Below are 21,165 nucleotides of genomic sequence, written 5' to 3' on the forward strand. Positions count from 1 at the left end.
GACAGCCGGCATCACCTCGGCCAGGCCGGGCTTGCGCGGCACGGATGTCGCTAGATGGAGGTTCGGGTACCCTCCAGGTCATCATTGTCGGCACCGCTCCCCTTTTCATATTGTTTGAGCTGCACCAGGGGAAGCCCGCAATGAAGATGGGATTCTACCAACTGCAGCAAGGGGTAGAGTGTGGCAATGATGTCCGGCAGGCGGCTGGCCACTTCGTCGGTGGCGCCGAGCCGGAGTTGAAGCAGCGCATGATCGATGCTGGTGACCTGCTTCAAGGAACGGTCGACCATCGCCTGGTCAACCTCGCCTGTATCGGCGATGACACGGTTGCCGCCCATGGCGGCACCCTGATCCACCCTTTTTGATGCGGTTTCGATCAGGTGGCCGACGGTGCTCATGCCGTCGACTGCAGAACTCGACACACCAATGGTGACGCTGATGCGAATGCGCTCTTCGCGATAGGTCATCACCAGCTTTTCCATTGCCCGCTGCAGGCGCAGGGCAAAAGCGCAACAGCCTATCAGGTCGGTACTGGGTGAGAGCACCGCAAAGCGAGAGGTGCCAAGCTGAGACACCGTATCCTCGCGCCGCACCTTGGTCGACAGAATCTTGGAGAGCTTGCGTGTGATCAACTCGGCGACATGCGTGCCATGCCACTCGACCAGCTGCTCGTAGTGATCGATATCGACCACCATCACCGAGATATCACCCTGATGGCGGCGGGCAAGCGCCATCTCCTGCTCGGCGTGATGATTCAGGTAGGAAGGCGTCGCCAGCCCCGACACGGGATCCACCGGACTCTGCTTTGCGAGTGCGGCACGGCTTTCGTCCAGTTCACGGCGCGCGTGCGCCAGACGGACCAAGGAATCCAGGCGCGCAATGAGCTCTGTCGGACTTGCGCCCTTGGCCAGAAAATCGTTTGCGCCCAGCTTGAGGGCACGGGCACGAGCCTCATCATCCTCATCACCCGAGATGATCACTACCGGAATATCCGCGATGCGCTGCACCCTGGAAGCCCGGATACGTTGCAGCAGGCCAAATCCGTCGAGGCGCGGCATGCCGATGTCGGTCAACACCAACTGGATCGACGGATCGACCACCAGGGCCTCCCAGCCAGTCTCACCGTCGGACTCCTCGCGCACTTCGAAGCGCGAGCGGATGTGCTTGATGATGGACGCACGCACCATGCGCGAGTCATCGACGACAAGCACCTTGGAGACGGGCAGCGCGTCGTCGGGCGTCATGATGCGATCCTGGTGGTCTGTTTCAGATCAGGCGCCGATGCGGACCACCGTCCGCCCTCTGACCTGCCCTTCGATGAATGCGGGGAAGGCTGCCGGCAACTCGTCCAGCGTGATCGTCCGCGTGACCTCGGCAAGGCGGCGCGGCTTGAGATCACTGGCGAGGCGGTCCCAGACACGCTGTCGGGTCGGAAAGCCCATATAACCCGAATCGATGCCGAGCAGGCTGACCCCCCGCAGAATGAAGGGGAACACCGTGGTGTTGATATTGAAGCTGGCCGCATTGCCAATGCTCGCCACCGTACCGGCCTGCTTCATCGTTGCCAGCACCCAGTGCAGGATCTGGCCACCCACATTGTCGACCGCTCCCGCCCAGCGCCCAGCCTCAAGCGGGCGGGTCTTGTCGAAATCGATGTCGCTGCGCAGCAGGATCTCAGCCGCACCCAGCCCGGTCAGATAGTCAAGCTCGGACGCCTTGCCGGTCAACGCCACCACCTCGTAGCCCAGGCCCGCCAACATGTCGATGGCCAACCCGCCAACGCCACCCGTAGCGCCAGTGACCAGCACAGGCCCGTTGCCCGGCGCAAGCCCGTTGTCTTCCATTCTTACGATACCGAGGGCAGCAGTAAAGCCGGCCGTACCCAGTGCCATGGCCTCAAACAGATCGAGCCCCGCCGGCAGTGGCACAACCCACGCGGCGGGCACCCGTGCATATTCAGCATAGCCGCCATGATGGGAAACACCGATGTCAAAACTGGTGGCAATGACCCGTTCTCCGGCCTTGAAACGCGGATCCGTGCTCTCGACAACCTCACCGCAAAGGTCAATGCCCCCAATGCAGGGAAACCGGCGGATGATCTTGCCGGCGCCAGTCGCGGCAAGGGCATCCTTGTAGTTGATGCTGGAGTAGGCGACCTTGATCAGCACTTCGCCGGCATCGAGTTGGGCGGGGTCGAAGCTGGCAAGCGCGGACTTCACCTTGCGGTCGGCGTCCTGCTCTATCACCAAAGCCTTGAATGGGGTCATCGCTGCACGCTCCTCGCTGACGTGGCTAGCCGGCGGATTCCACCGACGTATCTGGGTACCATACGCTCGATTATAGCGAAAAGTACTACCCAGCCCCGGAAACACGCCCATGGAGTGATCATCGCACTTTGATTCGACAGGATTGCGACCGATAATCAAAAAAAGCCCAGAGGGGACGAAACCATCATGGCCCTGATTCACAAACCACTGCCTTCAGTCGAGTCATACGTCGACTTCTTCTCGCATCAGGCACTACCTGTATTGCGACATACGGTACGTGCATTCGAAAACTTGCACGAAAACCTCGATCAGGTCAGCGGCAAGCAGATCGCCAGCATCGTGTTGGGCGACCCGTTGATGACGATGAAGCTGCTGAGCTATCTCGAAACCCACCGCCGCAGCTCGCAGAATCACGACATCACCACAATTGACCGGGCCATCATCATGATGGGCATCCAGCCCTTCTTCGACAACTTCCGGGAATTGACCACGGTCGAGGATGTGCTTGCCCATCACCCCCGGGCGCTGATTGGTGTACTCAAGGTGATCGGACGGGCGCGCAAGGCTGCACACTACGCGCGAGAGTGGGCGGTGATCCGTCACGACCTGGATGTTGATGAGATCACCGTCGCCGCGCTGCTGCGTGAGGCAACCGACATCGTATGCTGGATTTTCGCCCCGGAGCTGACCCAGCGCGTCTATGCAATGCAGCAGGCCAACCGCAGCCTGCGCAGCGCCGACGCACAGCGAGAAGTATTCGGCGCAACGGCGCGGGAGATACAGCTCGCACTGATCCGGGCCTGGAAGCTGCCAGACTTGCTGGTACAGCTACTCGACAACAGCCAGACCGACAATCCTCGCATCCGTACCATTACCCTTGCCGCTGATTTCGCACGCCATGTCGCACACGGCTGGGATGACGCAGCGTTGCCCGATGATGTCAGGGAGATCGCCAGCCTGCTGCATCTGCGCACAGAAAACCTGCTACGGCGACTCAATGCACCGGAATCAGAGTGGCCGCGCTTCCTGCCGCCTCAGACAGCCTGATCGCACAGGCATCACGCAGGTCATCCTTAGCTCTTTGGTATACGATATGCGGCAACGGCAGGGCGCCGATCTAAAAGGAAAGCGTGAATGAGCATCTCGACAGCCGTCGTGCTGGGCTTGATCGTGATCGCAGTGCTGTACGCGATCGTCACCTACAATGGACTGGTCGAGCTCAAGCACAACATCGCCAAAGCGTGGGCCAACATCGATGTGCTGCTCAAGCAGCGCCATGACGAACTACCCAAGCTGGTGGAGGTCTGTCGCCAGTACAAGCAGTTCGAGCAGGAGACCCTCACCCGAGTCACCGAAGCCCGCTCCCGTGTCGCCCGCGCACGCGAAAATCACGACGTCCCCGCGCTGGGGGCTGCCGAAGGCATGTTGCGCATGGGACTTGGGCAGATCTTCGCTGTCGCCGAAGCATATCCCGAACTGCGGGCCAACGAGCACTTCATGCAGTTGCAAAGCCGGATCACCGCACTGGAAAATGCGATTGCCGACCGGCGCGAGTGGTACAACGAATCCGTCAACATCAATAATGTTCGCGTCGAGCAGTTTCCCGACCTGATCGTTGCCCGGCTGTTCCGCTTCGATCAACAGCCGCTGCTGGTGTTCTCCAGCGCCCAGAAGGCAGATGTTGACCTGAAAAAACTGTTCAACGCCTGAGCGAGTCCAGCCCCCATCCGCTGAACTGCGCCGCATCACATGCTCGTCCGCCTGAGCCGCGACGGCCTCAATGTCAGCCTGCCCATGCTGCAGCTCGGCTTGGTGGCTTTCGCTATTCATGCGGACCGCAGCATGGGCAGCGCCCTTGCACTGGCCTTGCTGCTGATCAGTGGCCTGTTCGGCTGGTTTCGATCACTGCGCCACGCACGGCTCATCGTCGATACGCCGACCTCCCGCATTGCCTCGGCAGCCCAGGGCTACACCGAGTTGCGAGGGCGCGGCCAGCCACTGCATGGCACTCCGCTACTGTCCCCGCTGAACGGGCTACCTTTGCTGTGGTATCGCCTGAGCACCTTCCGCAAGACATCCGACGGCAAGTGGCGTCATGTTTCCACCGAGGACAGCGACAGTTCGTTCCTGCTGGATGATGGCAGCGGCGTCTGCGCGGTCGATCCCGATGGAGCCGAAATGCTGATCCGGCGCAAGGATGTGGTCGAGCGCGGTGAGCTACGTCAGATCCAGTGGTCATTGCTGCGCCATGACCCCATCTACGTACTGGGCGAATTCAGCACACTGGGCAGCATCTCGCCCGACCTCGACACCAGCCGCCAGGTGCGGGAGCTGCTCGCACACTGGAAACAGGATCAGAAAACGCTGCTAAAGCGCTTCGATCTCGATGGCGACGGCACGATAGACCTCAAGGAATGGGAACTGGCGCGGGCACAGGCGCGACGCGAAGTCGTCAAACAGCGCGACGCGGCACTCGCCGCACCCGAAGCGCATCTGATGCGCAAACCTGCGTCCCGGCTCTATCTGATCTCTGACCTGGATCCGCGCCAGATCGCCCGGCGCTACACCTTGTGGTCGGTTTTCCACGCCGCCATCTTTCTGGGCGCTGCCACCACACTGGCCTGGTTTGGACAGATCGGCGTGTCTTGACTCAGCCTGCAGAACGCGTTTCGAGCAACTCCCAACGCAACATTGCAGCTTCGATCTCTCCGTCGAGCGCATCGAGCCTGGCGCTCAGGCTGGCGACCTCGGCTGGCGCATTCTGATAAAGCGCCGGGTCGGCAAGACGCGTCTGGATCGAAACCTGTTCGGCCTCGAGAGCAGCAATGCGATCGGGCAAGGACTCGAGCTCACGCTTCTCGTTGAAACTCAGCTTGTCACTGCGCTTTGCGACCGGACGCTCCGCCACGGGACGGGCGCTACTGGACTGCATACGCTGTGCCTGCTGGCGTTGAGATTCACGCTCGGCCTGAACACGCTGCCACTCGGCATACCCCCCTGCGTACTCCGCCCATCGCCCATCGCCCTCGGCGGCAATCACCTGAGTGACCACGTTGTCCAGAAACGCGCGGTCATGGCTGACCAGAAACAGGGTACCGTCATACGAGGACAACAGCTCCTCCAGCAGATCCAGGGTTTCAATGTCCAGATCGTTGGTCGGCTCATCGAGCACCATCACATTGGCGGGGCGGGCAAACAGGCGGGCCAGCAACAGGCGGTTGCGCTCCCCCCCCGACAGTGACTTGACCGGCGAACGCGCACGCTGCGGCGCAAACAGAAAGTCGCCCAGATAGCCGATCACATGCTTGCGCTCACCGGCAATCTCGACAAAGTCCGATCCCGGACTGATGACCTCGGTCAGCGGTAGCTCCGGATCCAGCTGGGCACGCAACTGGTCGAAATAAGCCACACTCTGACGCGTTCCGCGGCGGATCGAGCCCTCATCAGCCTCGATCTCGCCGAGGATGAGCTTGAGCAAGGTGGTCTTGCCAGCCCCGTTGGGACCAATGAAGCCGATGCGGTCTCCACGCATGATGCGAGTGGAGAAGTCCCGCACCACGGTGCGCTCACCATAGCGCTTGGTGACATTCGTCAGCTCCGCCACCATCTGGCCGCTTTTCTCACCGCGATCAACCGCCAGGTTGACGTTACCCAGCCGATCGCGCCGCGCTGCACGCTCGCGACGCAGCGCCTCGAGACGGCGCACTCGACCTTCATTGCGCGTGCGGCGGGCTTCCACCCCCTTGCGTATCCACACCTCCTCCTGCGCCAGTACCTTGTCGAAGCGGGCATTGGCCTTGGCTTCAGCCTCGAGCTCGTCCGCCTTGCGTCGCAGATAATCAGCAAAGCGTCCCGGGTAGCTCGACAGGATGCCGCGGTCAAGCTCGACAATCCGAGTGGCCACCTGGTCGAGAAAGACCCGGTCGTGGGTGATCACCACCACCGCGCCACGGAAGTCGCGAATCAGCCCTTCGAGCCAGAGGATGCCATCAAGGTCGAGGTGATTGGTCGGCTCATCCAGCAGCAGCAACTCTGGCTCGGCAACCAGTGCTCGGGCAAGCGCAACCCGCTTGACACCGCCCCCCGACAGACTGGAAACCTTTGCCTCACCCGGCAGTCCGAGCAGACCGAGCATCTGCTCGACACGCTGGTTCAGGCGCCAGCCGTCAGCCGCCTCGACGGCATGTTGCAGGGCATCCAGTCTGGCCAGCGTTGCTGGATCGGCCGTTTCGGCCACCTCGAGCATGGCTGCGTGATAATCCACCAGCAACTGGGCGGCATCACCCAGCCCCTCTGCGACCGAGGCGAACACATCGCGCTCGAGATCGAAGTCGGCCTCCTGCGGAACATATGCGGTAGTCAGACCGGACTGGCGCCACAAGGCGCCGTCGTCGAGCGTGGCCTGTCCAGCCAGCGCACGCAACAGACTGGACTTGCCAGAACCGTTGCGCCCAATCAGCGCCACCCGCTCGCCGGCATCGAGCTGAAATTCGGCATGGGCGAGCAGATCGACGTGGCCAAAGGCCAGACAGGCGTTATCAACGGAGAGGATGGACATGTGACGCTCGAAGATGACCGAAAGATGTGGATTCTAACGGCCCACTCACTTCTGCGCAGCCGCCTGCATAATGCAATGCAATGCAACATGCCGCTGACGACCGGCGCTCGCGCTAACAGGATGGCAACAATGGAAGCATCGCTTGTAAAACTTGTCGAAAGATCCAATCAGGATGGCGATCCCGTCGCGCTCTGGGTCAGTCTGGTCGATGCGATACGCCCGCACCGGGCCAGCCAGGTGACTGCAGCGACTGAAGCGGTACGTACCCTAACCCACATCCTGGCGCGGCGGGATGACCTGCGCAAGGCACTGCAAGCGGCATTCCTGCAACTGTTCATCGAACGCAAACAGGTTTCGCTTTACGTTGTGTCGGGCATCCTGCCGTCTACCGGTTTCTTCTCCGAGACAGCACGCCGCATCTCCGACCGTATCCTGCCGGAGGTAATCGATACCAGCTACATGAAGGACTTGCTGTCGGTGATCTTTCATCGTAGCGACGATGCGCAATGGGTCGGTGCGGTGGCAGACGAGGTCTGGGGCGATCTGCTGCAAATCCTGCTGGACCATCCAGGCTCAGCCGAAAGCGAAACGCCATGCGAACTGCCTGTTGCACTGGCGGAAATGCTGGAGGCCCTGCGCATGCTCTCCTACCACATCGCCGCAATCGGGCTGGACCCTGAACTGGTCCGGGTCGACCCGCAGCTGGAAGAGTTTGAATCCCCATTCCTGGCGCAAAACGCCGAAGTCGTGCGCTATCTGAAGCACTACCGCGAATGGTGGTGCAACCCGGAAACGCCGCTCGAGGACGAGGCACAACTGACCGTCATGCTGGACCAATGTCAGGAAGTGCTGCAACGCGTTCGCAGACGGGCAACCCGTCTTGGCACCAGCCTGACCCTGACCTTCAAGCTGGAGCGCTTGCGTCAGCATCTTGTGCGCACGAACGCACTGGTCGAATTACTGCGCAGCATGCATGGCACCCGTCAGGTCAGCAGGGTGGTACCGCAGGCAATCCAGCTGTTCAAGGAGTTGGTGCACGCCGAATGCCGCCGCAACCATCTATCCGACTACTGGAGCAAGAATGTTGAGCTCCTGTCCCTGCGAATGACCGAGAGCGCAAGCAAAACCGGTGAGCACTACATCACCTCGACCCGCGACGAGTATTTCGGGATGCTGCGCTCCGCGGCATTGGGCGGCTTGATCATCGCCTTCATGGCAGCATTCAAGATCATCCTGAGCCGACAGGGTTTTGCGCCCTTGAACGAGTTGCTGAGCTTCTGCCTGAATTACGGCCTGGGCTTTGCCTTGATCCACATCCTGGGCGGTACGGTGGCCACCAAACAACCCGCGATGACGGCAAACGCGATTGCCGCGTCGATCAGCGAGAGTCGGGGCAAGGTACGCGACATGGAGAGCCTGTCGGACCTTATAGTGCGCACCATCCGCAGCCAGCTTGCCGCCATTGCCGGCAACGTGGGCGTCGCCATCCCGGTCGCGATCTTGCTGTCGCTGATCATTGTCAGCCTCACCGGATCAGCCTTCATCGATGCCGACAAGGCCGGGCATCTGCTTCAGGAGGTTGACCCACGTGGCGGAGCCCTGTTCTTTGCCGCAGTGGCCGGTGTCTGCCTGTTTCTGTCCGGGCTGATTGCGGCCTACTACGACAATCTGTCAGCCTACAACAGGGTTCCGCAACGTCTGCTGCAACTGCGTTGGCCCCGACGCCTGTTGGGCGAGGTCCGCACGCAGAAAATCGCCGCTTATGTCGAGAACAACCTCGGCGCGCTGGCTGGCAACTTCTTCTTCGGCTTCCTGCTTGGCGGTGCGACCGCACTGGGGGTGCTGTTTGGACTGCCGCTGGACATCCGCCACATCGCCTTTTCGTCGGCCTACGTCGGCTATGCCACGGTCGGACTCGAGTTCACCATACCGCTGCAGGCACTCAGCCTGGCGCTGGGTGGAGTACTGTTGATCGGATTGGTCAACCTGGCGGTCAGCTTCTCGCTCACGCTTTACGTCGCCATGCGCGCGCGCCGGATCACCTTTGCACAAGGCCGGGCGCTATCCGCATCTTTGCTGAAGCGCCTGAGCACCCGACCGCAGGACTTCATCATCCCGCCGAAAAACGATGCATTCCCAACAGATCCGTCAGTCGCCGCAGCCGCAGAAAATGGCTCGTCGCCGACGGAAAGTCCGCGTCACGAAGGATCACCACACTGACATCGCTTTGAGCCGCAGCCGCAACCGGATAGAATGCCGGCCGGCCTCCTTGTAGTTCAATGGATAGAACAGCCGCCTCCTAAGCGGCAAATGTGGGTTCGATTCCCGCCGAGGAGACCAACTTAGAACACCGGGACACACCCGGATGACTCCAAAGCCCACGATATCACTGGATACGCGGGTTCTTTATTCTTACAAGCTCAGCACAGCCTAACAAGCAAGGTGACACTACAGCCCATTCAATAGGTTGCTGAGGTGCTCGACGGGTATCGCATAACTGATACCGGAAGGATCGCTCAGAATGTTCTCCTTGGTTCCCTTGACAAACACCATATTGATCACGCCAACCACCTCTCCCGTTTCGGGATCGAACACCGGACTTCCGCTGTTGCCCGGGTAGGCCGTCGCGTCGAGTTGATACACCCGAAACACCTCTCCTGACAGACGCCGGATCAAGGCAGGATTGAGGTCGCGCGCGTTACCCTGAGGAATACCGATCGGCGTAATCGCCGCAATGATGCCGCGATGCGTCACTGGTGTCATGCCGAGCGCGTTGCCAATGGGAAAACCGGTGAACGCGATTGCCTGCCCCTCCTGCGGCTTGCTGCCACGCGCCAATGACAACGCAGGCAAAGGCTCGCCTTGCTCCATCCGCAAAACTGCCAAGTCGCGATTACGATCGACAGCCACCCGCCGCACCTCACGAACACCACGCGTCTGCTCGTCGCCAGGCAGGACGATAACCAGCGACTCCATACCATCGGTAGCGAGACTCTCAGGAAGCACATGGGCATTGGTGGCGATCAGGCGGCCATTGCCAACAGCAAAACCAGTACCAAGAAAGCGGAAAGCCGGACTACGCGTACGCTGATAAGTACCGATGGCCACCACCGAAGGCTTGATCTGCGGAAGCACTTCGACCAAACCACCCGCCATCGCCTGGGGTGACATGATCATCAGGCTCTGCACGAGGACGGCAAGCATCATCGTTCGCAGTACGCCAATAATTGACCAGTAGCGGAACATGAATCTCCCTCCTCACTGCGCAACCAGGCGCTGAGCCGACATCACTGAACTGGGCGATACGACATCAGGGTCGTATGGATGTCGTTGATTACGTACAAAAGCGAGAATCCGCTCAACATAAAGACGTGTTTCCTTGTAGGGCGGAACGCCCCGAAAACGATCGACCGCCCCTTCTCCGGCGTTATAACCCGCCGCCGCCAACGCGATATCACCTTCAAAATAGGCCAGTAACCAACGTAGATAGGCCAGCCCCCCCTTGATGTTCTGCTCCGGATCCAGCGGCTGACGGACATTGAAGCGCGCCGCAGTCTCGGGAATCAATTGCATGACACCCATTGCGTTCTTGGGTGACAGGGCTTCAGCGTTGAGATTGGACTCCGCCAAGGCGATCCCGAGCGCAAGTCGCGGCTGTATACCGTAACGCGGTGCCAGATCAACCAGCAGGCGGGCAATACGTTGCCGCTCGCCCGACATTGCAGCGATCAACTCATCGGCGGGCCAGGCTTCAAGTAGTGTTTCAGGCGGGGGATGCAGGCAATCGGGCACCTCGCCCGTATAGGGGCCGGTAAACCGCAACATCTTCTCAGCATGGGGGTTACCTAGAAACGCCGCCATTGCGAACAGGGTGCCCGCATAGGCGTCATTGCGCGCGACACCACGCGCATTGGCATACATCCAGCCCAGGGCATACATGGCTTCAGGCTCCCCCAGGCGGGCGGATTCGCAGTACAGCACCGCCGCATGCTCGGGGTCGCGCCTCACCCCCTCTCCATGTTCATAGCTGAGCGCCTGAACCGCCAGATAACGGGCATGGTCGGCAAAAGCAGCCGCAACCAGGTCAGACGCCACTGCGACGGAGGGGGCAGGCAGTAGCCCTGACATCACTACAGCGCATGCCAGCAAGCGTTTCATCACCTCACCCCGCCACCACAATACACCTTTTTACAGACGCCAGACGGTTGCACCCGCAGCTGCCAGCGCTTCGGCGTCGTAACACGACTTGACGTCGGCAAATACCCCCTTGGGCGCCAACTTGCTCAACAACGCAGGCAGGGGCATCTTGATATAGTGATCATGCGATACCGCAGCGACGATGGCTTGGGCAGTGGGCAGCGCATCCCATTCGGTCAGCGCAACTCCATATTCATGAACAGCTTCGTCGGATGAAGCCACCGGGTCATGAACATGAACCGAGCAGCCGTAACTTTGCAGTTCGCGGATAACGTCGATCACCTTGCTGTTGCGAAGATCGGGACAGTTTTCCTTGAAGGTGAGGCCAAGCACAATCACATCAGCCCCCTTGATGCTTGACCCTGCGCCGATCATTTGCTTGACGGTCTGTTCGGCGACATACTTGCCCATACCATCGTTGATGCGACGTCCTGCCAGGATGACCTGAGGATGATAGCCAAGCATCTCCGCCTTGTGCGTGAGGTAATAGGGGTCGACGCCGATGCAGTGCCCACCCACCAGGCCCGGGCGGAAGGGTAGGAAGTTCCACTTCGTGCCTGCAGCCTTCAGCACTTCCAGCGTATCGATCCCGATCCGGTGAAAGATGAGTGCCAACTCATTCATCAATGCGATGTTGAGATCTCGCTGTGTATTCTCGATGACTTTCGCCGCTTCGGCGACCTTGATCGAGCTGGCTGGATAGACGCCAGCGGTGATCACTGCACCATAGATGCGCTTGATCGTCTCCAGTGTTTCAGGGGTATCACCGGAAACCACCTTGACGATCTTGGTGACGGTCCGCTCCTTATCGCCGGGATTGATACGCTCTGGCGAATAGCCCACAAAAAAATCCTGCTTCCATTTCAGCCCGGACTCACGCTCGATGATTGGAATGCAGACTTCTTCGGTTGCACCAGGATAGACTGTGGACTCAAACACGATGACTGCACCGCGTTTGAGATTGCGCCCCACGGTTTCCGAAGACTTGACCAAGGGTGTGAAATCCGGCTGATGTGCGTCGTCGACCGGCGTCGGGACAGCCACAATGATGAAATCAGCATCGCGAAGGACCGACGGCTCGCTATGACAAGTCAGCTGCGTTGCTGCCCGCAAGTCCTCAGAGGAGACCTCACCAGTGGGGTCCACAAACTCACGATAGGCAGCCACCTTGGCCGCAGACAGGTCAAACCCGATCGTCCGAAACCGTTTGCCGAACTCGACCGCCAACGGGAGCCCCACATAGCCCAAACCAATTACCGCAATCGTCGTCATCGCATTCCATCCTTCGTCAAAACCCGAGCTTGAGCCGGGATCACAATGTATTCAGCAGCTGAGCAGCTTCTGCATGCACCGGCGTATCAGCCTTCAGTTTCGGCATCAAGACGTCCAGGATCTTGCGGGCATCCGATTTGCGGTCAAGCTTGATATAGGCTTTCGCAAGGTTCAATTGCAGGGGGACAAGGTCTGGCGACATCGACACCGCACGCTCCAGATTGGCCAAGCCCTTGGCCGCCTGCCCCTGGTCAACCTGGATAACGCCAGCCGTGTCCAGCACAACCGGGTTGTCAGGTGCCAGGGCCAATGCTCGCTCAGCGTACTCGAGCGCCTTTGGATCCTTGGCCTGCGCCGCACTCCAGGCAAGATTATTGAGAACGAGCGCATTGTCGGGAGCCAGTTCGTGCATGAGCTTGAACAAGCGCGCCGCATCCGGATAGCGCTTGTCCGCCAGCGCACGTTCTGCCATGTAGCCACGAGCAACCAGATCCTTGGGTTCAGCCTTGAGCCAGTCGTTCATGACCCGCTCAGCCTCCGCCCCTCGGTCGATACGCACCAGGGATGCGTGCAGTTTGCTGACGACTTCCGCGGTTTTCCCGAGATCCAGCGCCTTACGAAATGCCCCTGCTGCATCCGCCCAACGTTCTGCCTGACCAAGCACATCGCCTTCCAAGATATATCCCTGTGCAAAATCGGGCCGCTGTTTCTGGACCGTCTTGATGATTCGCAAGGCCGCGTCCCGATCGCCACGACTCAGCTGAATTGCAATCAGGCGCTGGTGCGCCTCGGCAAGATCGGGCTGCAAATCCAGAGCACGGTTGAGCACCTGTTCAGCGACGCTCTCCTCTTTTGCGGCAAGATGAGCATCCGCAAGCAATATCAGAGGTTGCGGTGACTGTGGCTGCAGACCTACCAGTCGGTTGAGTGTGGCAATGGCCTGCTGATTGGCGCTAGAGGCCTGCTGAGCACGGGCAAGTGACTCCACAGCCCTGGGATCATTGGGTTGCAACGCAACAGCCTGCTGAGCGACATTTAAAGCCTTGGCCGGCTCACGATTGCGTAAGTGAAATTGTACAAGCGCCAGCTTGGGTAACAGTCCAGTTGGGGTCGCCTCTTGAGCGCGCTCGAGCGTACTCAACACCGAAGCCGGTGGCTCAGCCAATGTCTGCTGCAGCTCCGCAAAAGCCAGCAGTGCTTCGACATTGCGTGCATCCAGTTGCAGGATCTTGTTAAAACGCTCGCGCGCCAACTCAGGCTTCTTATCCGTCAGATCAAGACGTGCCAAGTTGATCGCCGCCGCAACGAAATCCGGCTTCAGGGCGAGCGCACGCTCAAATGCCTGTCGCGCACCGGGAATATCACGTTTCCCCAACAGAATCCCACCTTTCAGATTGTAGGTCTGGGGGTTGTTCGGTAACTTCCGATCGAGCACAGCATGGGCATCAAGTGCCTTATCGAACTGCCCTTGCCGCGTGTACGCAAGAATCAGTGCGAGGTCGGCCTGTCCAGTGGTGTCATCCATGCCCGCTGCGGCTTCGAGATCTGCAAACGCACGTGCGGTATCTCCAGCCGCCAGTCGGGCAACGCCTAGCCGCGTGCGAGCACGAGCATTGTCGGGCGCCATATCCGCAGATTTTCGGAGAATCAACTCCGCCTTCTCGAAGTCTCCATTGGCAAGGTAGACCTGCCCAGCCAGCGACATCAAGGCAGGGTCATGCACGACGGCAGCCAGAATTGGCGTGATGGTCTCCAGTGCACGCGCCGCTTCCCCTGTTGACAGATAGGATGCAGCCAACAGTCTTCGGGCAAGCACCAGACCCGGTACTTTTTCAATCACCCGGTTCAAGTGAGTTCGCGCCAGAGCGTGATCATTCTGGCGAATCAATACCGCCCCAGCCAGGAGTTGCCCCGGCATGAAGTCGGGCGCACTCTTGACGACATCGAGGGCGCCGCTACGAGCCTCCGCGATACGGTCATGACGGAAGTGGAGGTACGCGTCCACATACTTGGTTGAAGGATGACCCCCGGCAACCCGTTTCATGACCTCAAGTTGCTTTGCTGCAGCATCAAAATCGTTCAATCGCAGCAACAAGGAAGCCAGCGCAAACTGATAGACGATGGAACTGGGCTGCGCAGTTGCGGCTGCCTCCAGTGCCTTCCGCGCGAGATCAGGCTTATCCTGTGCCAAGCGGATATCGGCAAGGAGCATGTACCCCTCACCCAAGGCGGGCGACTGCTGAACCACAGCCTCCGCCTCGTCCAATGCCCCCTGAAGATTGCCAGCGAGCATCTTCGCCCGGCCCAGGCCAACTCGCGACGGCGCGTGTTCCGGCATCAAGGTGAGAGCACTTTCGAACGTCCGTGCTGCCCCCGCCGGGTCCGCCTTACCCAGGTAGGCATCGCCGACGGCGCCCATGACCTGAACCTGAGCATCAACCTCCGGCACCTTGAAGTCGGCGTAATCCTTCAACACCTGATCGAACTCGCCCGAACGGACCAGTGCCTGCGCCATAACGGGAGCCAACGTTGCTGCAGGATAGCCCAGCTCGGCGGCACGCCGCAGTTCCTTCAATGCACCCGGAATGTCCCCCTGCAGCAAATTCACGCGTCCCAGAAGATAACGCGCCTCAGCGAGGTCGCTCTTCTCCTGAAGCGCATTCTTGAGCTGAATGGACGCGGCGTTGACATCGTTTGAGCTGAGGTAACGCTTGGCTGACTCCACCATGGCATCAGGACTGTCGCCACATGCAGAAAGGATCAAAGCCGTCGCAAGGACACTCATCAGACGCAACTTGGGACGGGCGCCACGCAACAGCGGGGTCGTCGAACTCTTACTCACGGCCAAGATCACAGCTCCTTCTTCAAGCCAAACCGGCTCATCAAGTCATACAGCGAAGGGCGACTGACGCCCAGAATATCAGCGGCCTTGGCAATGTTGCCGCCGGTGCGGGCCAGCACCCGAACGACGGCCCGACGCTCCGCCTCATCCCGTACATGCCTGAGATTGAGATGCTCGACGTCCTCCTCGACCGCGCTCAAACCAAGATCCTCTGCAGTAATTCGATTGCCATCGGCCATGATCACCGCACGTTTCAGGCAGTTCTCCAATTCGCGCACGTTTCCCGGCCATGAATGCGCCTCAATGGCCGCACGCGCATCCTCAGACAAGGACAATGCTGAACGGCCATGCTCCTTGGAAAAACGCTGTGCAAAGGCCTGCCCCAACAATACGGAATCGCCAAGACGCTCCCGTAACGGCGGAATCTCCACAACAATCTCGGCCAGGCGGTAATAGAGATCCTCACGGAACAATCCCGCTTGAATCTGCGCCTTGAGATCCCTGTGAGTCGCACATACGACCCGAACATCAACGGGTATCTCCTGCCGCCCTCCGATTCTCTCAATGACCCTTTCTTGCAGGAACCGCAACAGTTTTGCCTGCAGAGGCATTGGGAGGTCGCCGATTTCGTCCAGAAACAGGGTTCCCTTGTGCGCCGTTTCGATCTTGCCGGGAGTCTGCTTGGCCGCACCCGTAAACGCGCCTTTCTCGTAACCGAAAAGCTCGCTTTCAAGCAGATTATCCGGAATCGCCGCGCAATTGATCGCAACAAACCGCTCCTTCGCACGTGGCGACATCGAATGCAGTCCGCGCGCCAATACCTCCTTGCCAGTACCACTCTCACCGAGCAAGGTAACTGTCACCGATGCCGACGATACCCGTTCGATCGTCCGGCAGACTTTCTGCATGGCAGGAGCCCGCGTCAACAGGCCGGCGAGCGCTCCCGCCTGCACTTCTTGCAGACGAGCGTTCTCTGCCTGCAGATCATAGAGCCGGAAGGCACGATCAATCGTCAAGGCCAACAATTCGGGCTCGAAGGGCTTACCAAAAAAATCGTACGCCCCCATCCCCACCGCACGGACTGCGTTCTCTCGATCATGCTGTCCGGTCAACACGATGACCTTGGTACTCGGCGCGAGCACGAGAATCTCTGACAGTAACTGAAAGCCCTCGGTAACGTCATCCGGAGCAGGCGGCAAACCGAGATCCATGGTGACCACGGGTGGCTCGTGGCGACGCAACTGTGCAATCGCACTCTCGCGGTCGCTTGCCACGACCGTTTCGAACCCATCGAAAGCCCATCGCATCTGCTTCTGCAGTGCGGGGTCATCTTCGACGATCAACAAGGTACGCAGCTTGTCAGCCATGCTGTGCAACGACTCCAGGTTCCTCGACTGCACCATCCGTACGCAGGACTCGAGGGAGCTCAATCGTGACCAGGGTTCCTACGCCTACCTCGCTCTCGAAAACCACGTCCCCTCCTAACTCCCTGATGTATTGGCGTGTTTCGTACACCCCGATTCCCATACCACTCGCCTTGGTTGTCTCGAACGGTCTTGCCAGACGCTCCCGAATAAACGCATCCGACATGCCCTTGCCGGTATCCCGAATCAGCAACCGGACACAGCGCTGGGATTCAAGCTGCATGCAGACTGATACCTTACCATCCTCAGGAGTCGCCTCAAGTGCATTTTGCACGATATGACCAATCACTCGTTCCAATCGCTCAGGATGTCCGGAAACCAGCACTTCATGCTCGGGCATCGCCTCAACCAGCGGCGCAGGCCTGTGGCTCCTGCGGATTCGACATACACGCTCAACAAGTGCGACAAGATCAGTGAAACGCGGCGGATCAACCGACCGCTTTTCCTGTAGCTGCGCCATCAGACTTCTCATCCTTGCTTCAACATGAGCGACGGTCTCGAGCATGTCGTCCTGGAACGCTGGATTGTGCCGATGACGTTCAGCGTTTTTCATCATCAATGACAATTGCGCAACGAGATTCTTCAAGTCATGAACGACAAAGGCCGACATCCGGTTGAACGATTCGAACTTGCGCGCCTCGATAAGCGCTTCAGCCGACTGCATGCGAGCCAGATAACTCGCCGCCTGACGCTGTGCCGTTTTCAACAGGTCCAGCACTTCCCAATCTATGTCGAATCGGGCACGCGGGGCGCTCAATACAACAAAGCCAATCAGGCCACTCCCGCTCCTCAAGGGAATAAGCAACCAAGCCTGTGGAAACTGCACAAGCCAGTCGGGCAGGACCAGCCCCTGATACACCCCAGGACTGATACGGTACTCCTCGAGATTGATGACCCACTCCTTGCTCTCGAGAAAGCGAACAAGACTGGAACCATCAGGCTCGACGATGCCTTCAAGACGTTGATTCAATACGGCATGCAGCACATACCGACCATCCTGAGCCCGCAGCCATAAACAACCGCCAGGGCTTTCTACGAGATGACAAAGGGCCTGAATGACCGACTGGCCCAAGTCCAGCTTGCCGTCTGCGGACGACAGGGCTTGTGTAAACCTCAACCATTCGTTCCGGTAATCATATCGATACGGAAACAAATGCTTGTTCAGGAAAACCCTCAAGCGGGCACGCTGGGAGCCGGAGAAGAAGAAAACTGCCAACAGCACGAGCGCGCCAAACAACAAGGTTGCCTGAAGCGCACGCCCCCACTCACCGCCAAAGTAACGGACGTAATAACCTGCACTTGCCACAGTCAGCAGGTACAAACCGGCAACCGCCAGTGCCGTGGAATGAAAAACCGCTTCGCGCGACAGCGACATGCGGAGCGACCACGAGGGATTACGCGCTCCAGACAATGCGATCAGCGGCAACACCAAAGCATGCGCCACACCCCGAACCGACCACATGTCACCATCAGTACGACCAAACAGGAACGCATCCGAACTGACATAGAGTTCGAACATGTAGACCGCAGCAAGCCCGAGACAAAGTGGCTTCAAGCCCCAGCGCGACTCCGCAGGCATCCCCCTGTACAGTTGCTCGACCAACACCAATCCAAGTACAGCAGCAACCAAGGTTGCCGCAATACTGATTTTCTGGGTCGGCTCATCTGCAAACCCTTCAATCGCCAAAACGCCAATGGAAACCAGTTGTGCAGAGCAGACAAGCACTGCCGCACCGGTTACCCATCCTCCCATACCCCGGGTAAGCGGGCGCAGCAGCATCAGGATGAAGAGGTACCAAGCTCCATTGCGAATCGCATCGAGCACCTGCGCCGCAATGACGATATGCTCCCCAGGAGCTAAAGCTGCCCAACAGGAGACTGCTGCCCATGCACAGGACACCAGTACGGCAACGAGTAGCGCCCCGCCTGTCGACGCCCCTTTCCATGCCGCATAGAAATACCCCCCAAAACACAGGTAGGCAATCGCCGCCAGCCCATAGCCCCAAATCGCAAACTCAGCCAATACGAACCTCTCAGGAGAAGCCCGCCGGAACTCCGAATCAGGCCGTCATGCGCAAGGGGGCTTAATGCGCACCCTCTCCGGTCAACACCACCCGAACCGTTTCGAACAGTACCAGCGTATCGAGCACGAGAGTGTGGTTCTTCACATAATAGAGATCATACTGAAGCTTCTGGATAGCATCATCAACCGAAGAGCCGTACTGATACCGGACCTGTGCCCAGCCCGTCACACCCGGCTTGACGCAGTGTCGCACACCGTAAAACGGGATCTCCGCAGCAAGCTGGTCCACAAAATAGGGGCGCTCCGGCCTAGGCCCGACCAAACTCATGTCGCCAACAAGCACATTGATCAACTGCGGCAACTCATCAATACGCAGCTTACGAATCACTCGACCAACTGCAGTCACACGGTCATCATTCGATGACGCCCAACGTGGTTTTCCGTCCTTCTCTGCGTCGGTCCGCATGCTACGAAACTTGGTAACGCGAAATATCCGCCCACCCAAGCCGACCCGCTCCTGCCGATAAAAAACCGGACCGCCATCCTCCAACAAGATCAGCAGGGCCGTAACAAGCATGACCGGCGCAGCCACAATCAACAGGAGAAGGGCACACGCAAGGTCGAAAACCCTCTTGACCACCGCGCGCCCCAGATTCTGGCGAAAGCCGTCACCGTAGATCAGCCAACTGGCTCGCAATGAATCTACCCGTACTTGCCCCTGCACACGCTCAAAGAACGAAGAGAGATCCAGCACCCGCATCCCTGACAGCTTGCAATCAAGCAACTCTCGCAGGGGCACCGTCCCCCCCCGACGCTCCCTGACTGCGACGATGACTTCATTGATCCGGAGACGCTTTGCAACCTCAAGAAGATTCTTGCCACTTAACACTTTCGAAGGATCTACTTGAACGGGATCATCGACACCAGGAGCAAAGAAGCCAACAACCTCTTGCCCTCCCTGGCTAGGATGACTCAGTGCGCGCTGTACCGAGAGGGCGTCCGCACCCGTTCCGATGATGAGGATCCTCGGTGCAAACAAGGCAGAAGTCTGGCGCCGATTCACCAACGCGCGCATGGACAGTATGCCCCCCAGAAGCAATAGCACCGACGCTTTGGTCGCGCTGGAGGTAAAGTCCGCCCACGGCAGCACTTGAAACACCGCATAGGCCACAGGCAGACTCACCACGACCGACAACAGAACGCGAGCAATCGCCGCCTTGTGAGAATCCTGGGATGCCGGGCGATAGAGCCCCATCGCCGAGTTCAAACCTACCATCAACACTGAAAAAGCAAGGGCAGACGGAAGAAACACTGGCCAATCGATGAACTCCGCATGGAGCTGCAAGACGACAGCGACGACCACTGCAAAGAAAAGCAGCAAGGCGTCAAACAGTATCTGTTGCAATGTGTGCGAGGGAAAGTAGTGACTGAAAACTTTCAGCATGATGATCCCTTGTGATCAGCCATAACGGACTGGAGGTCTGCCAGCGACATAAGGCTGCGGTCGTGTCGTATTGGTGACACGATAACTGAACTCACGAAGCACCAGCGTTAAACTGATCACGAACGACGCCAGCCTATCCGAAGAACATCAAGCACAGCCATAAACAACTGTTTTAAAAAGACATATTCAAGAATTGAAAGCGGCGTGAATGATAGCACAAAAGTATGACAGTCATCACATCCTTACGCACGGATGGAACGCTATACCTGCCCGACATTGAGCAACTAAGCTATGCTTTTGCCCAAGGAAACACTTGCATCAACACCACAGGAGCCTTCCCATGAGTGAATCAGTCCGAAACTTTACAGAGATGTACGGATACAATTTTGAAGACTTGTCGGAAGGGATGAGTGCCTCGTTCTCCCGTACCGTAACGGAAGCGGACATACTGATGTTTGCAGGAGTCTCAGGGGACACCAATCCCGTTCACCTCGATGAAGAGTTTGCCAGCAGCACGATGTTCGCCGGGCGCATCGCACACGGCATGTTGTCTGCTGCGTTCATCTCCACCGTTTTCGGCACCAAGCTCCCTGGCCCCGGCTGTATTTACCTGTCACAAACATTGAAGTTCAAGGCGCCCGTCAAGCCAGGCGACACTGTCGTAGCAAGCGTAACGGTGAAAGGACTCAACCCGGAGAAGCGTCGGGCGCTGTTTACGACGACGTGTACCGTAAAGGGAAAGGACGTCCTGACTGGAGAGGCCGAAATTTTCATTCCGCCTCGTTCGTAGTAACTACCCGTTAGAGCCCACCCAGCATTGCAAATCAGCCGTGTAGTGCAGCAGCAAAGCCCTCGGGGCTCAGCTGAATCTTCATCGAGTCCCTAGGACTTGATGAAGCAGGTCCCGGAGAAAAGTCACGAGTTGAGCACGAGGTTTTGTGTTCTTTATTGATGGGCAGAGCGGTAGACGGAAGAAGCCCCAGTACATCGAGATGTACTGGGGCTTCTTATTGGGTTAAGTCTGACGATGACCTACTTTCACGAGAGCGGATCTCACTATCATCGGCGCGTACCTGTTTCACGGTCCTGTTCGGGATGGGAAGGGGTGGGACCAGGCAGCTATGGTCGTCAGACTTAT

At 58.8% G+C, this 21,165-nt stretch carries 15 protein-coding genes, 1 tRNA gene and 1 rRNA gene; 6 read left to right on the forward strand and 11 right to left on the reverse strand.

Annotated features, from left to right (window positions below; genetic code table 11):
* Nucleotides 1-50: 50 nt before the first annotated feature.
* A complete protein-coding gene (locus tag DNK49_RS11295; protein WP_110524550.1) occupies nt 51-1,244 on the reverse strand; it encodes a GGDEF domain-containing response regulator in 1,194 nt (397 codons plus the stop codon).
* Between the two features lie 27 nt (nt 1,245-1,271).
* Entirely contained in the window at nt 1,272-2,267 is a 996-nt protein-coding gene (locus tag DNK49_RS11300; RefSeq protein WP_110524552.1) for an oxidoreductase, read from the reverse strand.
* Nucleotides 2,268-2,453: 186 nt separating this feature from the next.
* Here DNK49_RS11300 and DNK49_RS11305 point away from each other — a divergent pair, with 186 nt between their 5' ends.
* From DNK49_RS11305 to DNK49_RS11315, 3 genes are all read left to right on the forward strand, one after another.
* Nucleotides 2,454-3,314: an HDOD domain-containing protein gene (locus DNK49_RS11305; protein WP_110524555.1), complete on the forward strand. Its 861-nt coding sequence runs from the start codon at nt 2,454-2,456 to the stop codon at nt 3,312-3,314.
* 87 nt (nt 3,315-3,401) lie between these two features.
* Nucleotides 3,402-3,977 carry a LemA family protein gene (locus DNK49_RS11310; RefSeq protein ID WP_110524557.1) on the forward strand — a complete coding sequence of 192 codons (576 nt, stop codon included), beginning with the start codon at nt 3,402-3,404 and terminating at the stop codon, nt 3,975-3,977.
* A 39-nt stretch (nt 3,978-4,016) separates the two neighbouring features.
* The gene (locus DNK49_RS11315; protein ID WP_110524559.1) at nt 4,017-4,916 is read left to right on the forward strand and encodes an EF-hand domain-containing protein; all 900 of its coding nucleotides are present in this window, start codon (nt 4,017-4,019) and stop codon (nt 4,914-4,916) included.
* 1 nt (nt 4,917) lies between these two features.
* On the opposite strand, the gene DNK49_RS11320 is transcribed toward DNK49_RS11315, so the two are convergent.
* Nucleotides 4,918-6,825 carry an ATP-binding cassette domain-containing protein gene (locus DNK49_RS11320; RefSeq protein WP_110524560.1) on the reverse strand — a complete coding sequence of 636 codons (1,908 nt, stop codon included), beginning with the start codon at nt 6,823-6,825 and terminating at the stop codon, nt 4,918-4,920.
* Between the two features lie 129 nt (nt 6,826-6,954).
* On the opposite strand from DNK49_RS11320, the gene DNK49_RS11325 reads away from it, so the two are divergent.
* Nucleotides 6,955-9,045: a site-specific recombinase gene (locus tag DNK49_RS11325; RefSeq protein ID WP_110524562.1), complete on the forward strand. Its 2,091-nt coding sequence runs from the start codon at nt 6,955-6,957 to the stop codon at nt 9,043-9,045.
* A 45-nt stretch (nt 9,046-9,090) separates the two neighbouring features.
* A tRNA-Arg gene (locus DNK49_RS11330) sits at nt 9,091-9,165 on the forward strand.
* Between the two features lie 108 nt (nt 9,166-9,273).
* Here the strand turns inward: DNK49_RS11330 and DNK49_RS11335 are convergent.
* The 7 genes from DNK49_RS11335 to DNK49_RS11365 form a co-directional block, all read right to left on the reverse strand.
* Complete coding sequence (locus DNK49_RS11335; RefSeq protein ID WP_424445097.1) at nt 9,274-10,029, reverse strand: S1 family peptidase; 756 nt, start codon at nt 10,027-10,029, stop codon at nt 9,274-9,276.
* Between the two features lie 54 nt (nt 10,030-10,083).
* A complete protein-coding gene (locus tag DNK49_RS11340; RefSeq protein ID WP_207806954.1) occupies nt 10,084-10,983 on the reverse strand; it encodes a lytic transglycosylase domain-containing protein in 900 nt (299 codons plus the stop codon).
* 30 nt (nt 10,984-11,013) lie between these two features.
* Nucleotides 11,014-12,294 carry a nucleotide sugar dehydrogenase gene (locus DNK49_RS11345; protein ID WP_110524566.1) on the reverse strand — a complete coding sequence of 427 codons (1,281 nt, stop codon included), beginning with the start codon at nt 12,292-12,294 and terminating at the stop codon, nt 11,014-11,016.
* 40 nt (nt 12,295-12,334) lie between these two features.
* Entirely contained in the window at nt 12,335-15,136 is a 2,802-nt protein-coding gene (gene prsT, locus DNK49_RS11350) for an XrtA/PEP-CTERM system TPR-repeat protein PrsT (RefSeq protein ID WP_243632328.1), read from the reverse strand.
* A gap of 8 nt (nt 15,137-15,144) precedes the next feature.
* Nucleotides 15,145-16,503: a PEP-CTERM-box response regulator transcription factor gene (gene prsR, locus DNK49_RS11355; RefSeq protein ID WP_110524568.1), complete on the reverse strand. Its 1,359-nt coding sequence runs from the start codon at nt 16,501-16,503 to the stop codon at nt 15,145-15,147.
* Nucleotides 16,496-18,583 carry an XrtA/PEP-CTERM system histidine kinase PrsK gene (gene prsK / locus DNK49_RS11360; protein WP_110524570.1) on the reverse strand — a complete coding sequence of 696 codons (2,088 nt, stop codon included), beginning with the start codon at nt 18,581-18,583 and terminating at the stop codon, nt 16,496-16,498. Before prsK ends, prsR begins: the two co-directional genes overlap by 8 nt.
* A gap of 61 nt (nt 18,584-18,644) precedes the next feature.
* Nucleotides 18,645-20,027 carry a TIGR03013 family XrtA/PEP-CTERM system glycosyltransferase gene (locus tag DNK49_RS11365; protein ID WP_110524572.1) on the reverse strand — a complete coding sequence of 461 codons (1,383 nt, stop codon included), beginning with the start codon at nt 20,025-20,027 and terminating at the stop codon, nt 18,645-18,647.
* 340 nt (nt 20,028-20,367) lie between these two features.
* Here DNK49_RS11365 and DNK49_RS11370 point away from each other — a divergent pair, with 340 nt between their 5' ends.
* Nucleotides 20,368-20,817 carry a MaoC family dehydratase gene (locus DNK49_RS11370; protein ID WP_110524574.1) on the forward strand — a complete coding sequence of 150 codons (450 nt, stop codon included), beginning with the start codon at nt 20,368-20,370 and terminating at the stop codon, nt 20,815-20,817.
* Between the two features lie 229 nt (nt 20,818-21,046).
* Here the strand turns inward: DNK49_RS11370 and rrf are convergent.
* Nucleotides 21,047-21,160: ribosomal RNA gene (gene rrf, locus DNK49_RS11375) — 5S ribosomal RNA — on the reverse strand.
* Nucleotides 21,161-21,165: the final 5 nt, after the last annotated feature.

This window comes from Parazoarcus communis SWub3 = DSM 12120 (genome assembly GCF_003226565.1).
Lineage (GTDB): Bacteria > Pseudomonadota > Gammaproteobacteria > Burkholderiales > Rhodocyclaceae > Parazoarcus > Parazoarcus communis.

What these genes read in the sequence shown, in the direction of transcription:
- DNK49_RS11320 (WP_110524560.1), bottom strand. Translation starts at nt 6,825, where the DNA reads ATGTCCATCCTCTCCGTTGATAACGCCTGTCTGGCCTTTGGCCACGTC.
- DNK49_RS11305 (WP_110524555.1), top strand. Translation starts at nt 2,454, where the DNA reads ATGGCCCTGATTCACAAACCACTGCCTTCAGTCGAGTCATACGTCGAC.
- DNK49_RS11340 (WP_207806954.1), bottom strand. Translation starts at nt 10,983, where the DNA reads ATGAAACGCTTGCTGGCATGCGCTGTAGTGATGTCAGGGCTACTGCCT.
- prsR (WP_110524568.1), bottom strand. Translation starts at nt 16,503, where the DNA reads ATGGCTGACAAGCTGCGTACCTTGTTGATCGTCGAAGATGACCCCGCA.
- DNK49_RS11315 (WP_110524559.1), top strand. Translation starts at nt 4,017, where the DNA reads ATGCTCGTCCGCCTGAGCCGCGACGGCCTCAATGTCAGCCTGCCCATG.
- DNK49_RS11365 (WP_110524572.1), bottom strand. Translation starts at nt 20,027, where the DNA reads ATGCTGAAAGTTTTCAGTCACTACTTTCCCTCGCACACATTGCAACAG.
- DNK49_RS11295 (WP_110524550.1), bottom strand. Translation starts at nt 1,244, where the DNA reads ATGACGCCCGACGACGCGCTGCCCGTCTCCAAGGTGCTTGTCGTCGAT.
- DNK49_RS11345 (WP_110524566.1), bottom strand. Translation starts at nt 12,294, where the DNA reads ATGACGACGATTGCGGTAATTGGTTTGGGCTATGTGGGGCTCCCGTTG.
- DNK49_RS11300 (WP_110524552.1), bottom strand. Translation starts at nt 2,267, where the DNA reads ATGACCCCATTCAAGGCTTTGGTGATAGAGCAGGACGCCGACCGCAAG.
- DNK49_RS11370 (WP_110524574.1), top strand. Translation starts at nt 20,368, where the DNA reads ATGAGTGAATCAGTCCGAAACTTTACAGAGATGTACGGATACAATTTT.
- DNK49_RS11335 (WP_424445097.1), bottom strand. Translation starts at nt 10,029, where the DNA reads ATGCTTGCCGTCCTCGTGCAGAGCCTGATGATCATGTCACCCCAGGCG.
- DNK49_RS11325 (WP_110524562.1), top strand. Translation starts at nt 6,955, where the DNA reads ATGGAAGCATCGCTTGTAAAACTTGTCGAAAGATCCAATCAGGATGGC.
- DNK49_RS11310 (WP_110524557.1), top strand. Translation starts at nt 3,402, where the DNA reads ATGAGCATCTCGACAGCCGTCGTGCTGGGCTTGATCGTGATCGCAGTG.